Origin of the sequence: Sediminibacterium sp. TEGAF015, from assembly GCF_025997995.1 — a bacterium.
Lineage (GTDB): Bacteria > Bacteroidota > Bacteroidia > Chitinophagales > Chitinophagaceae > Sediminibacterium.
Genome location: NZ_AP026683.1, coordinates 568,093 through 580,797, shown reverse-complemented (window position 1 = coordinate 580,797; position 12,705 = coordinate 568,093). Strand labels below are relative to the sequence as shown.

At 39.6% G+C, this 12,705-nt stretch carries 14 protein-coding genes; 6 read left to right on the top strand and 8 right to left on the bottom strand.

Annotated elements, in window-relative coordinates; genetic code table 11:
• The first annotated feature begins 12 nt into the window (after window positions 1-12).
• From TEGAF0_RS02665 to TEGAF0_RS02650, 4 genes are all read left to right on the top strand, one after another.
• Window positions 13-429 carry an acyl-CoA thioesterase gene (locus TEGAF0_RS02665; RefSeq protein ID WP_264899847.1) on the top strand — a complete coding sequence of 139 codons (417 nt, stop codon included), beginning with the start codon at window positions 13-15 and terminating at the stop codon, window positions 427-429.
• A gap of 10 nt (window positions 430-439) precedes the next feature.
• On the top strand, window positions 440-1,696 hold the full coding sequence (locus TEGAF0_RS02660) for a competence/damage-inducible protein A (RefSeq protein WP_264899845.1): 1,257 nt from the start codon (window positions 440-442) through the stop codon (window positions 1,694-1,696).
• Between the two features lie 95 nt (window positions 1,697-1,791).
• Window positions 1,792-3,558 (top strand): dihydrolipoamide acetyltransferase family protein, encoded by a 1,767-nt coding sequence (locus TEGAF0_RS02655; RefSeq protein WP_264899843.1) that lies wholly within the window; start codon window positions 1,792-1,794, stop codon window positions 3,556-3,558.
• Entirely contained in the window at window positions 3,540-4,280 is a 741-nt protein-coding gene (locus TEGAF0_RS02650) for a DUF2490 domain-containing protein (RefSeq protein WP_264899842.1), read from the top strand. The genes TEGAF0_RS02655 and TEGAF0_RS02650 overlap by 19 nt, the downstream gene beginning before the upstream one ends.
• 35 nt (window positions 4,281-4,315) lie before the next feature.
• Here the strand turns inward: TEGAF0_RS02650 and TEGAF0_RS02645 are convergent, their stop codons facing one another.
• Both TEGAF0_RS02645 and TEGAF0_RS02640 read right to left on the bottom strand, forming a co-directional pair.
• The gene (locus TEGAF0_RS02645) at window positions 4,316-4,858 is read right to left on the bottom strand and encodes an RsmD family RNA methyltransferase (RefSeq protein WP_264899840.1); all 543 of its coding nucleotides are present in this window, start codon (window positions 4,856-4,858) and stop codon (window positions 4,316-4,318) included.
• A complete protein-coding gene (locus TEGAF0_RS02640; RefSeq protein ID WP_264899838.1) occupies window positions 4,855-5,697 on the bottom strand; it encodes a DUF3822 family protein in 843 nt (280 codons plus the stop codon). The genes TEGAF0_RS02645 and TEGAF0_RS02640 overlap by 4 nt, the downstream gene beginning before the upstream one ends.
• A 92-nt stretch (window positions 5,698-5,789) precedes the next feature.
• On the opposite strand from TEGAF0_RS02640, the gene TEGAF0_RS02635 reads away from it, so the two are divergent.
• Entirely contained in the window at window positions 5,790-7,145 is a 1,356-nt protein-coding gene (locus TEGAF0_RS02635) for an MATE family efflux transporter (RefSeq protein ID WP_264899837.1), read from the top strand.
• A 30-nt stretch (window positions 7,146-7,175) separates the two neighbouring features.
• Here TEGAF0_RS02635 and TEGAF0_RS02630 read toward each other — a convergent pair whose 3' ends face one another.
• The 6 genes from TEGAF0_RS02630 to TEGAF0_RS02605 form a co-directional block, all read right to left on the bottom strand.
• Window positions 7,176-7,433 (bottom strand): acyl-CoA-binding protein, encoded by a 258-nt coding sequence (locus TEGAF0_RS02630; protein WP_264899835.1) that lies wholly within the window; start codon window positions 7,431-7,433, stop codon window positions 7,176-7,178.
• A gap of 6 nt (window positions 7,434-7,439) precedes the next feature.
• A complete protein-coding gene (locus TEGAF0_RS02625) occupies window positions 7,440-8,201 on the bottom strand; it encodes a tetratricopeptide repeat protein (protein ID WP_264899833.1) in 762 nt (253 codons plus the stop codon).
• The gene (locus tag TEGAF0_RS02620; protein ID WP_264899831.1) at window positions 8,198-8,566 is read right to left on the bottom strand and encodes a dihydroneopterin aldolase; all 369 of its coding nucleotides are present in this window, start codon (window positions 8,564-8,566) and stop codon (window positions 8,198-8,200) included. Before TEGAF0_RS02620 ends, TEGAF0_RS02625 begins: the two co-directional genes overlap by 4 nt.
• Window positions 8,567-8,569: 3 nt before the next feature.
• Complete coding sequence (gene trxB / locus TEGAF0_RS02615; RefSeq protein ID WP_264899829.1) at window positions 8,570-9,514, bottom strand: thioredoxin-disulfide reductase; 945 nt, start codon at window positions 9,512-9,514, stop codon at window positions 8,570-8,572.
• 9 nt (window positions 9,515-9,523) lie between these two features.
• Entirely contained in the window at window positions 9,524-10,402 is an 879-nt protein-coding gene (locus TEGAF0_RS02610) for a DUF4249 domain-containing protein (protein WP_264899828.1), read from the bottom strand.
• Window positions 10,403-10,599: 197 nt separating this feature from the next.
• Entirely contained in the window at window positions 10,600-11,457 is an 858-nt protein-coding gene (locus tag TEGAF0_RS02605; protein WP_026751778.1) for a sigma-70 family RNA polymerase sigma factor, read from the bottom strand.
• 190 nt (window positions 11,458-11,647) lie between these two features.
• Here TEGAF0_RS02605 and TEGAF0_RS02600 point away from each other — a divergent pair, with 190 nt between their 5' ends.
• Entirely contained in the window at window positions 11,648-12,664 is a 1,017-nt protein-coding gene (locus TEGAF0_RS02600; RefSeq protein WP_264899824.1) for a threonine aldolase family protein, read from the top strand.
• Window positions 12,665-12,705 lie beyond the last annotated feature (41 nt).

The window sequence follows — 12,705 nt, the reverse complement described above, 5'->3', positions numbered from 1 at the left end:
CAAAACAGAAGGATGTACGAACATATTACCACCGTTAGGGTTAGGTATGCAGAAACAGATCAGATGAATATTGTTTATTATGGTAATTATGCGCAGTATTTTGAAGTGGGCAGAGCCGAATGTATCAGAGCACTAGGATTTACTTACAGAGAAATGGAAGAAATGGGCATCCGTATGCCTGTTGTTGCCATGGAATCCAGATTTTTAAGACCTGCACGTTACGATGACTTAATTTCCATCAAAACCATTTTAAAAATCCTTCCTGAAGCACACGAGATTTGTTTTGAACACGAGGTATACAACGAAAATAAAAAGTTATTAACCACAGGAAAAGTTACACTCTATTTTATAAACAATGTTACCAATAAAAGAACTGGTATGCCTGCTAGATTAAAAGAGACACTTACCCCCTATTTTCTACCCCAATAAGCTCAATCGCATGGAAAAAAAGTATGCTGGCATTATCACTATCGGCGATGAGTTGCTGATTGGACAAGTAATTGATACCAACAGTAGCTGGATTGCCCAGCAACTGAATCAAGTTGGAATTCAAGTGAAAAAAAGACTAGCTGTAGGTGATAATAGAACTGATATCTGGGAAGCGCTGGACAGCATGATGAATGAAACAGACCTGATTTTGATTACTGGAGGTCTGGGGCCTACAGCAGATGATATTACCAAGCCACTGTTATGCGATTATTTCGGTGGAAAAATGGTAATGCATCAGGAAACCTTGGAACATGTAGAACATATATTCCAGCATATTCTGAAGCGCCCAATGATTGAACGAAATATTTTACAGGCACAGGTACCCGATGTATGTACTGTACTAAAAAACGAAAAGGGAACAGCTCCGGGAATGTTGTTTGAGAAAAATAATACGAGAATAATTGCCATGCCGGGGGTACCCCACGAAATGAAATGGATTATGCTCAATCATGTGTTGCCCAATATTCCTAATTGGTACAGCACTGGTTTCATTATTCACAAAACATTGCTTACAGCAGGAATTGGTGAGTCTTTTTTGGCAGAGAAAATAAAAGACATTGAAGAAAGCCTGCCTGAACATATCAAATTGGCCTACTTACCCAATTATGGAATGGTCAGACTCAGGTTAAGTGCCTGGGGTATAGACAAAACTACTTTAGAAAAAGATGTAGATAACTACTTTAATCTACTGAAAATCAGAACGGAAAATGATTTAGTTACCGATGAGGACGAAACCATGGAACAGGTAATAGGTCGCTTGTTAACTTCCCGGAAACAAACTTTAGTAACTGCAGAAAGTTGTACAGGAGGTTATATTGCCCACTTGCTCAGCAAACATGCCGGCTCTTCTGTTTTCTTTAAAGGGTCAATTGTGGCCTATGCTAATATTATAAAAGAAGAACTCCTGCAAGTACCGCACAATACGTTGATTACCGTTGGAGCAGTTAGTAAAGAAACCGTTACCCAAATGGTTAAGGAAGTAAGGATAAAAATGAATGCTGATTATTCAATAGCAGTAAGTGGCATCATGGGACCTGGAGGAGCTACTGCGGAGAAGCCAGTTGGCATGGTTTGGATTGCAGTTGCTTCCAAAGAAAACGTAGAAGTAAAAGAATTCCATTTCAGATTTGACAGGGAAAGAAATATTGGGTTAACTGCCATCAATGCCCTGAACATGTTAAGACAAATGATTGTGGATAACAGGTGATAAAAGAATGGGAATCAACTATTATCTTTGTTGATTAGTAGTGGATTGTGTATATTAACTATACCTTATTAACCCGCTTAAAACAGTAGTACAATATGGCAATAGCTGAATTGGTGATGCCCAAATTGGGCGAAAGCATTATGGAAGCGACGATTCTTAAATGGCATAAGAAAGTTGGCGACCATGTTACATTAGATGAAACCGTATTGGATATTGCTACTGATAAGGTAGATAGTGAAGTACCCTCTACAGTTGAAGGCGTTATCACAGAAATTTTATACAACGTAAACGATGTAGTTCCGATAGGAACAGTTATTGTTCGTGTTGAAACTGGCACTGCGCAGGCTGCTGCTCCTGCAACACCCGTTGCGGAACCAGTACCGGTTGCACCTGTGGTTCCTGAACCAGCTCCAGTAGTAGTTCCTACACCACAGCCAATTGCAGCTCCGGCACCGCAACCTGTGGCACCACCGCCTCCTGTTCAAGCTCCACCACCAGTAACAGAAGTGCCTTACACACCTTCTGCTCCTATGGTTGAATTATTAAGCAAGCCCGCTTCTAACCGTTTCTATTCACCGCTGGTTTTAAATATTGCCAATAGTGAAGGAATCAGTTTGAGTGAATTGGAACGTATCCCCGGAACGGGCAGCGACGGACGTGTTTCTAAAAAAGACATTTTACAATATATATCCGATAAAAAAGCGGGAAGAGTTCCTGCATATCAGGCAGCAGCACCTGTTTACCAACAAGCTTCACCTGCTCCAGTGCAAATGGCCGCACCTGTTACAGCGCCAGCTCCTGTTGCACCTGCTCCAGTTGCAACAGCTCCAATCCCGGAACCGGTATCAACACCGGCTCCCACTACTGTCGCGCCAAGTGTAATAGAAACTCCGGCATATCAGGAACCTATTGTTCCCGTTATTCCAGCTCCTCAACCAGCTCCTCAATCAGTTGCAGCAGTACAACCGGCTCCACAGCCAGTTGTTGCACAACCTGCCGCTCAGGAACCTATTAAACCTGCTTCCCGATTCCCTGAACAACAGGCAGCAGTGTATAGTGCACCCGTTCCTCCGGCACCACAAGCCGTATATGCAACTGCATCCAATAAAGTAAGTGATCCTTCAGGAGTACAAGTTACAGGTGCAACTGAAATTGTTGAAATGGACCGTATGCGCAAATTAATTGCAAAGCATATGGTAGACAGTAAGCATACCAGCCCACACGTAACCAGCTTTGCAGAAGCCGATGTTACCAATATGGTATTATGGAGAAACAAAGTGAAAAATGAATTTGAGCAAAGAGAGGGCACCAAGCTTACATTCACACCCATGTTCGTGGAGTGTATCGCAAACGTTATCAAGCGTTTCCCTTATATCAACTGTTCCTTGGACGGAGATAAAATAATTGTAAAGAAAGACATCAATATTGGAATGGCTACTGCGTTACCCACCGGCAATTTAATTGTGCCGGTAATTAAAGGTGCAGACCAAATGAATATTGTTGGGTTGAGCAAAGCTGTAAATGGATTGGCAGATGCCGCCAGAAATGCAAAACTTAAACCAGAAGATACCACAGGAGGCACTTTCACTTTAACGAATGTGGGAACTTTCGGAAGCTTGATGGGCACTCCTATTATCAACCAGCCGCAGGTAGCTATTTTGGCAGTAGGCGCCATTAAAAAGCGTCCGATGGTTATGGAAGGACCGGATGGTGATACCATTGCAATCAGACATATGATGTACTTATCACTTAGTTATGATCACCGTATTGTTGATGGTAGCATTGGTGCCAGCTTCCTAACTGAAGTTGCCAAAGAATTTGAGAAATGGGATATTAATAAGCGATGGTTTCATTATCTATAAAATCAATAAAAGCCCTGATACTCATCGGGGCTTTTTTACAAATAGGCTTGTATACACAAGCACAAACGCCAGGTACCGGAACATGGAATGTATTAACCGGCAGATACAATATTGATAAACGTTGGCATGTTTTTGTAGAACTCCAGTTAAGATCACAACAAACCTATCACCACTTTAATTATCATGAAGTAAAGGGAGGTATTGGTTATAATTTCTTGCCTACGCTTACTGGATTAATTGGTACCGGTAGGTACGTTACGTATCCTGTTGATCAAGACTTTGGCAAGCCGGTTTTACAAACAGAACAACGTGTATGGCAACAAGTCATTTATAATCAAAAAATCCATTCAATAAGAATTGAACACAGACTAAGAGCCGAACAGCGCTATACGTCTGCAGGATATCGGAATCGTTTTCGTTACAGACTTAATGTTATCGTTCCAATAAATAAAAAACAAATTGGAGACAACACTTTATTTATGTCGGCCTCCAATGAATTTCATTTTAATAATGATGGTGTTTTTTACGAGCAAAACAGATTATACTGGGGACTGGGCTATCAATTAAATAAAAGCTGGAGTGTGCAGTCTGGCTGGATGTACAGAAGTGATTATTTCAAGAATAACAGATCACAATACAAAAACTTTATTCAGGCAAGCATTCAATACACCCTAAATTCCAAAAAAAGCAGCGCTCCTCGTGTAGTTGGGTCTGTTGATTAATTCAATGTAAAATTGAATAACAGGCTAATCATCTCTTACTCTAAGGCAACAAAAAAGGAAAAAAGCGTGGTCCCGTAATTACGGACAAAAGAAAAGCCTTCAAATTTTTCATAAGCATTTCGCGGTGTATGCTCCAGAACAAAGAAGCCTCCGGGCCTAATCATTTTTTGTTGTACAATAATTTTAGGTAATTCATCTATTGTCCCCAAAGCATAAGGAGGACCAGCGAAAATAAAATCAAACTGTTTATTACAGGATTGCAGAAAAGCAAAAACATCCATTTTTAGCAATTGTAGATTCTCAACTCCCAACATAGCAGCATTCTTTCCAATAAATGCATGCATCATAGGATCCTTTTCTACAATTGTCAATTTTTCCGCACCTCGTGAAGCTAATTCATAACTGATACACCCAGTACCTCCAAATAAATCAAGGGTTTCTATCCCCTCAAAACTCATCCTGTTTTGTAAAATATTAAAAAGTCCCTCTTTGGCAATGTCGGTAGTGGGTCTGGTATGTGGCATATTCGCCGGGGGATTGATTCTTCTCCCACCCCATTTCCCGGAAATTATTCTCATAAAGCGAGTTTAAAAAACGGAGCAAAATAATGCGCAGGATATTCTTTATGAACTTCTTGCATAACACCACTGGCATGGATTGTATCAATTTCAATATTCAAGTATACTTTCTTAAGCTGTTGGTATAGTTCAGTGTGTAATTCAATCATACCTCCCAACTCAAGGATGGCAAAAGACGTATCAATATTAAATTGTTGCGCAGTTCTTAAGATATAATACAAAGCATCTTCTGCAATTTTGTAGTTGAATGTTTGTATCAGTTGAATATTTCCTTCTTTAAAAATGGCAATTATGAAATGCCCATTGTAAAATTGTAATTTAACAAACTGATTCTCTCCTTTTCTGCGTTCCATTACATCGTTTAACAATGAAGTGTAAACATGAGAGGTCTGAAAAATAATAAACTGTCTGGTTAATAGTTCAGCAAGTGACTTCTTAATTCGGTAGGTATTAATGAAAGCACGCGTAGCTATTAATTTCTCATATTTCACTTCCATACGGCTGCTTTCACCATAAACCAGGTTAAGATAATCTTCTGCAGAAGTCGCTGTTAAAAATTTTTCAGGAACCAGTATAGATTCAGGTGTGCAGAAAAAACAGGTTACTTGTTTGTAAGTACGGTTGAATAATTTTGAGATGGTCTTAATCTCATAGAAAATATCGTTCCAGTCCTCCGTCTGGTCTTTGTCTAAACTAAAGTATTCAAATGCCACGATTGTTCCACTATCCAAAGCCTTAGACATGCATCGCATTTCCTGTTCATCCAGTTCTATGATGAGCTGAAAAGCGGAACCGCTAATGGGGTCACTCTGATAAAATCCTGCTTTTTTCCTGGCCATTCAACTTAATTACGCTGCAATAATATATAAAAAAGCAATAAGACAGTGCTAAGAAATTATGCGCTTTCATTTTACTAACTTCGCAACCTGCCATGAGCAATCATTCTAATTTAAATCTTCAGGTAAATACAGGGAATAAAGCCATTCTAAGGATTGCGCTTCCTATTTCTGCCTCTATTGTTGTTCCTCAGATCAACTTTATTACTAATAATATTTTTCTGGGTGGTCTTGGTCAAAAAGAATTGGGGATTGCGGGAATTACGGGTGTTTATTATCTGATGTTTGCTGTAATTGGCAACGGGCTAAATAACGGCTTGCAGGCATTGATTTCAAGAAGAGCTGGAGAAAACAGAATCGACGAAATTGGCAGTTTGTTCTGGCATGGGGTTAGGATAGCTATGTTCTTTGCGTTTTTTGGAATCCTGACAACCTGGTTTGTGGCCCCCATGGTATTGAAGTGGTCCCTGCATGATGAAGAGGGTATCAATATGGCCATTCATTTTTTATCCATACGAATCTGGGGTTTGCCGCTTTTATATATCTATCAAATGCGAAATGCCTTATTGGTTGGTATTAACCAAAGTAAGCTATTGGTAGTAGGAACCGCTACAGAAGCAATAGTAAATATTGTGTTTGATTATGGACTTATTTATGGAAAATTAGGGATGCCAGCCTTAGGATTCAATGGGGCTGCTTATGCTTCCATCATTGCTGAAGCTGCCGGTCTGTTGGCCGTTTTTCTGGTCATACGTTTTAATGGCATGAGCCAGAAAATAAACCTATTCAAAAAAGTGCCTTTTCAGTTTACTTATATAAAACTAATCCTTGACCAATCTTACCCCCTGATTTTACAACATGTAATCAGCATTATGAGCTGGGAGTATTTTTACATCCTCATAGAACACCATGGTGCCAGAGATCTGGCGGTTTCCAATACCATGCGAAATCTCTTCGGATTCTTTGGATGCTTTACCTGGGCATTTGCTGCAACAACAAATACGATGGTAAGTAATGTAATTGGACAGGGAAGAAAAGAGGAGGTAATTCCTTTGATATACCGGATACTAAAATGGAGCATGGGATTTGCAACCATCATATTTATTTTTCTGAACCTATTCCCTAGGGCATTTCTGAGTATTTATGGACAAGGAGAAGATTTTATTGAAGCAGGAATACCAGTATTAAGAGTAGTATCTCTTGCCATGATTTTAATGTCGGCGGCAACCATCTATGTTAATGCAGTCACCGGTACAGGAAATTCAAAAATGAATTTATTCACCGAAATTACAACGATTGTTTTCTATCTAGTGTATGTATACATAGTTCTGGAAAAAATGAACTTGCCCATCACATGGGGATGGGCAAGCGAATGGCTTTATTGGTCAGTAATGTTTATTCCATCCTTCTGGTATATTTCGAGTAACCGATGGAAAAAAATCAAGATCTAACAAAGAAGATCAACCGTAATTTTCTGAGTACTATCCTTTCAATTGATTCACCAAATCAACGTACTGTTGCATTGCATCTTCTTTGGATATGCCCTTTAATTTTGCCCAGGCTTCGTGTTTAAACTTAGCAACGAAATCAAACATATTAGCTGGACCATCTTCATTGTTATCTCCTTCTGTAGCCTGCTTATATAAGGAGTACAGCTTCAATAAAGTTTCATTATCGGGTTTTTCAGCCAAGGTTTTGCTGTTGGCTACAGCTTCAGTAAAAATTGTTTGTAAGTCCATATGGTTTTATTGTAATGATGCTAATAATTTGGCGCCCTCTGCCTTAAGCGCAATATCATTGAAACTACGATTAGGCATTTTAACCAAGCGCTCCAATATTTCAATGGCTTTAGCAGGCTGTCGGTTCTCTTTATAAGCTTTGGCAAGATCCAACTGGTTGGTAACAAAATAAGGCTCCAGGGCACGGCATTTTTCCATATATAAAATGGCTTTATCCAGATCACCATTGGGCAAGCCCCCGTAAAATAATTTAACAGCAGCCTTCTTTATTCCTGAAAGTGTAACCATTTCATAATGCCATTTTCCTAGCGTATAATTGGCTCTTGCATGATTGGGTTGAACAACCAGCGCTTTGTCTGCATGGTCTTTCACAGCTTTTACATACGCCACTATTTTCTTATTTTCAATATCCAGGTCTGTCATCTTACCAGATGCTGATGCCATTGCATAATGAGCATCTGCACTATTGGAATCGGCCTTTAGTGCTCTTTCTGCATAAGAAAGGGCAGACTCAAAATAAAGCCGTTTGTTATTTGCATCTTTTTCTCTGTTACCGATGGCAATTTCCAGTTCTGTTGCTCTTACAAGGTATTTAATATTAGCAGGCTCTTGTAAAAGAATCTGCTTATATTTTGCCAATGCTTCAGGCTCTTTCAATTGACGTTCAAAATTCTCTGCTTCTTTGGTCAGTAAAACAATATCCTGAGAAGAAGCCCAATGGGAAATACTTATCAGCAAACCAGTCAACAATAACAACTTTGTTCTCATAAATTTTCTCTGTTCAATGTTAAAGACACACCTAAACTTCCGGTAAACTGAGGTACAGGTGGGCGCATTTTTTCAATGGTGATGATAACATAATTGGATAGAGAAAACTGTGCCAAAATTTCTTGGGCTATATCAGCCACTAAAGTTTCCAGCAAAGGAGTCGGTATGTTCATCCTGTTTTTCACTAGTTGATAAACAGCAGCATAATCGATGGTATCTTTAATATCCCTGGCAGGAAAATGTTCGGGTGTATATCCAATTTCCAGATTGACAAGAAAATCATTACCTAATATTTTTTCCCCTTCATAGAGTCCATGAAAAGCAAAAAAACGCAGGTCTTTCAAAAGAACGCTCGCTTTCGGCATGAATTAGTGGCCTATAGAGGTTAAATATCTTTCCGCATCTAATGCAGCCATACATCCACTACCCGCAGCGGTTACTGCCTGACGGTAATTTTTATCTTGTACGTCACCAGCTGCAAAAACACCGGGCACATTCGTTTTGGAAGTACCGGGAACAGTAGTTATATATCCGGTTTCATCCATATCAATATAGTCTTTGAAAATAGCACTATTGGGCTGATGACCAATAGCCACAAAGAAAGCGCTAACAGAAATTTCCTGTGTTGTATTTTCCTTATTGTTTTTTATTCTAACTGCTTCTACTTTCTTTTCTCCCAGAATTTCATCTGTTTCCGCATTCCAGTGAACCTGAATATTCGGAGCGTTCAACACACGATCCTGCATAATCTTGCTTGCTCTCATCTGATCTCTCCTTACAATCATATGTACTTTTGTACAAAGCTTGCTTAAATATAGTGCTTCTTCAGCTGCAGTATCTCCTGCACCAACTATAGCAACATCTTTGCCTTTAAAGAAGAACCCATCACAAACAGCACATGCGCTTACACCGTAACCGTTTAAACGCTCTTCGCTTGGCAATCCCAGCCACTTGGCTGAAGCTCCCGTACAAATAATTACGGCATCAGCATGAATTTCCTTTTCCTCATCAATCCATACTTTATGAGGAGTTCCGCTGAAATCAACTTTTGTAGCCAATCCGTAGCGAATATCTGCTCCCATTCTGCTGGCTTGTTTTTCAAAATGAACCATCATTTCAGGTCCCTGAATACCTTCAGGATATCCGGGATAATTTTCTACTTCTGTAGTAATTGTCAATTGTCCACCCGGCTGAATTCCCTGGTATAAAACAGGTTTCATGTTGGCTCTGGCTGCGTAAATCGCGGCAGTGTAACCCGCAGGTCCGGAACCAATAATTAAAACCGATACTTTTTCTATAGCTGATTGTTCCATATTTGTCTTTTAATCTTTGCAAATGTAAGTTTTGTATTGAGAACCATATCCACAAAAAGCACCCAATGCGCCATTGCTGATATTCCCTTTTACAACTCCCGGAGAAGAAAAAGGATTGCCGATTGATTGAAAAGCAAATTCCCAGGTTCTCCAGAATTCATAGCTGGCTTTATCAATATTGGTCAGCTTTACATTAACGGTATCGCCCAGTTTAAAAAATCCATAGTTTTCCCTTTCAAAGGGTAGATTTTTGTTTACCCCTCTATCAATCGTAATCGTATATTTTTTGCCATCAATGATATCGTCGTCAAATACACTGTTAAAACCCGGATAAAAAGGCTGACTATTTACTCGGGTAAAATAGCGGATATAATTTCCCAGGCCGGGGGGATCAGAAATAATGCCTTTTAACACTCTGAAACTATCGTTGGCAGGGCGATTGGGAACTTTATCAGACCATAAGCTGTCAATGGTTTTAGTAATATTGGGGATAGTGGTGCCAGACTTATATTCCAGTCCATTGTGCTGTATGTTCAACTGATAGGATTTGCCCGTTTCTCCTAACATCATATTATTAACGGGACTTGTATAAAAAACCAGCCTTGCGCCGCCAGTTGTCCTAATTTCATTTTTCACCAGGTTAATACTCCTGGTTCCATCGCTTAACTGAACAGTTGCATTTTGTATGTAAGAAGCAAAAAGGGCTGCTGTATCAATGGTTGAGAAATAATTGAGCGAGCTGGATAAAACGACAATCGGTGGTCTTCCATTTTCAATCTCAGCATCCACTACCAACCTAGGTTGATTATCAGTTGGCGCAATCTGGATATCCTTTTCACAGGAAACCAAAGCCAGCACACACCACAACACCAGATAAGCTCTTTTCATGCATTTATAACACTTGATTACTAAAATAGATTAATAAGCACTAAAATAGATTAAAATGAAATAGAATATTATATACACAAATGGGTAAGATTCACTCAAATAAAGAGAGAACTTGGGAAAAATAAAGAGCGCCCCAGTATCTGGAGCGCTCTTTGTAAGAAATAGCTTCAGGCTATCCACTGCCTGAAGCGGTATTATTAACCCAAATATGCTTTTAAGGCGTTGCTGTATCTCGCTTTTTGTAAGCGCTTGATTGCACGTTCCTTAATTTGTCTGATTCTTTCTTTTGTTAAATCGTACTTCATTCCGATTTGTTCAATGGTTACTCCATTTTCACCATCCAGACCAAAATAAGCATTAACAATTTCTGCTTCTCTTGGACTTAATGATTTTAACACACGACGAATTTCTTCACGCAATGAATCTTTCATAACGTCTTCGTCAGTATCATCCGAACCTTCCAGCAAATCACCCATAGCAACATCTTCTGCTTCATGAACAGGTGCATCCAATGAAGTGTGACGGGTATTGCTCTGGAAAATATTATTGATTTCAGTTTCGCTCATTTCAAGAATCTCAGCCAGTTCTTCAGTAGAAGGTTCGCGCTCGTGTTCTTGCTCAAAAGCCATATAAGCTTTATTGGCTTTGTTGTAGGTACCAATCTTATTCTGAGGTAAACGCACTAAACGACCTTGTTCTGCCAAAGCCTGTAGGATTGACTGACGAATCCACCATACCGCATAAGAGATGAATTTGAAACCTTTGGTTTCATCAAATCTTTGCGCGGCTTTAATCAAACCTAAGTTTCCTTCATTGATCAAATCACTTAAAGACAAACCTTGGTGCTGGTATTGCTTAGCAACGGATACAACGAAACGTAAGTTGGCTTGCACCAATTTATCCAACGCTCTCTGATCTCCCATTTTAATTTTCTGCGCCAAAGTAGTTTCCTCTTCGGGGTTGATCATTGGAATTTTTGAAATCTCTTGTAAATACTTCTCTACTGCTTGCGAATCTCTGTTGGTAATCTGGGTTGCGATCTTGAGTTGCCTCATGTTGTACTGTTGCTTTATTATATAACGAGCAGAATACCGGATTTGTTATAACAAAAATCAAAACGGTATAATTCTCCAAAAATTACGGTAAATGCAAAGGTACAATTTTACTATGAATTTCGGGCTTAAACCCGCAAAAAAACTTGGTAATTCCATCAAAATCAAGCTTATTTGTAAAAAAGCAGGATATATGATTGATTTCAGATCGGATACGGTTACTAGGCCTACAGCTGCAATGTTGAAAGCCATGCAAGAAGCCGTTGTGGGCGACGATGTATTTGGAGAAGACCCTACTATCAATGAATTGGAGCGTTTATGCGCAGACATGTTTACTATGGAAGCTGGCTTGTTCTGCCCCAGCGGTACTATGACCAATCAGATTGCCATTAAATGCCATACACAGCCGGGAGATGAAGTTATCTGCGAAGCCCTCTCCCATGTTTACCTGTATGAGGGAGGTGGAATTGCCTCTAATTCTGGGGCATCAGTGCAACTAATTCCTGGCAATTTCGGGAGGATTACAGCCGCTCAGGTAGCAGCATCCATCAACAATAAGGAAGACGTACACCGTCCGTTAAGCCGTTTGGTTAGTTTGGAAAACACAGCCAACAGAGGCGGTGGAACTTGCTACAATTTCGATGATATTCAATTAATTAAAGAGGTTTGCATCAATAATAATTTAAGTCTGCATTTAGATGGTGCCCGCGTTTTTAATGCCATTGTTGCCAAAAAAGAAAAGCCTGAACAATATGGCCGGGTATTCGATTCTGTTTCTGTTTGCCTAAGTAAAGGTTTGGGGGCACCCGTTGGCAGTGTTTTATTAGGTAATCGTGATTTCATTAAAAAAGCCCGCAGAATCAGAAAAGCCATGGGTGGAGGCATGCGTCAGGCAGGTTATTTAGCAGCTGGTGCATTATATGCACTGAAGCACCATGTAGAACGCCTGGAACAGGACCATCATCATGCCGCTTTACTTGTAGATGCCTTGCAGAAAAAAGATTTTGTGGGCATGATTCCTCCAGTGGAAACAAATATTATCTTATTTGAAGTAAAGGGCAGATTTACCCCTAAATCACTAGTAGAAGTATTGGCTTCAAAAGGAATTTTAGCCATTGCCATGAGTCCTACACAGGTAAGAATTGTTACCCATTTAGACATTTCCGAAAGCATGGTAAAGCAAACAATTAGGGAGATTGAATCCCTTTAAATAACTTTGACGACTCAAAATTGAACTGCAGATAATAGAAT

Excerpts from the sequence above, each read along its gene's own strand:
- TEGAF0_RS02665 (WP_264899847.1), top strand. The coding sequence starts at position 13 with ATGTACGAACATATTACCACCGTTAGGGTTAGGTATGCAGAAACAGAT.
- TEGAF0_RS02660 (WP_264899845.1), top strand. The coding sequence starts at position 440 with ATGGAAAAAAAGTATGCTGGCATTATCACTATCGGCGATGAGTTGCTG.
- TEGAF0_RS02655 (WP_264899843.1), top strand. The coding sequence starts at position 1,792 with ATGGCAATAGCTGAATTGGTGATGCCCAAATTGGGCGAAAGCATTATG.
- TEGAF0_RS02650 (WP_264899842.1), top strand. The coding sequence starts at position 3,540 with ATGGTTTCATTATCTATAAAATCAATAAAAGCCCTGATACTCATCGGG.
- TEGAF0_RS02645 (WP_264899840.1), bottom strand. The coding sequence starts at position 4,858 with ATGAGAATAATTTCCGGGAAATGGGGTGGGAGAAGAATCAATCCCCCG.
- TEGAF0_RS02640 (WP_264899838.1), bottom strand. The coding sequence starts at position 5,697 with ATGGCCAGGAAAAAAGCAGGATTTTATCAGAGTGACCCCATTAGCGGT.
- TEGAF0_RS02635 (WP_264899837.1), top strand. The coding sequence starts at position 5,790 with ATGAGCAATCATTCTAATTTAAATCTTCAGGTAAATACAGGGAATAAA.
- TEGAF0_RS02630 (WP_264899835.1), bottom strand. The coding sequence starts at position 7,433 with ATGGACTTACAAACAATTTTTACTGAAGCTGTAGCCAACAGCAAAACC.
- TEGAF0_RS02625 (WP_264899833.1), bottom strand. The coding sequence starts at position 8,201 with ATGAGAACAAAGTTGTTATTGTTGACTGGTTTGCTGATAAGTATTTCC.
- TEGAF0_RS02620 (WP_264899831.1), bottom strand. The coding sequence starts at position 8,566 with ATGCCGAAAGCGAGCGTTCTTTTGAAAGACCTGCGTTTTTTTGCTTTT.
- trxB (WP_264899829.1), bottom strand. The coding sequence starts at position 9,514 with ATGGAACAATCAGCTATAGAAAAAGTATCGGTTTTAATTATTGGTTCC.
- TEGAF0_RS02610 (WP_264899828.1), bottom strand. The coding sequence starts at position 10,402 with ATGAAAAGAGCTTATCTGGTGTTGTGGTGTGTGCTGGCTTTGGTTTCC.
- TEGAF0_RS02605 (WP_026751778.1), bottom strand. The coding sequence starts at position 11,457 with ATGAGGCAACTCAAGATCGCAACCCAGATTACCAACAGAGATTCGCAA.
- TEGAF0_RS02600 (WP_264899824.1), top strand. The coding sequence starts at position 11,648 with ATGATTGATTTCAGATCGGATACGGTTACTAGGCCTACAGCTGCAATG.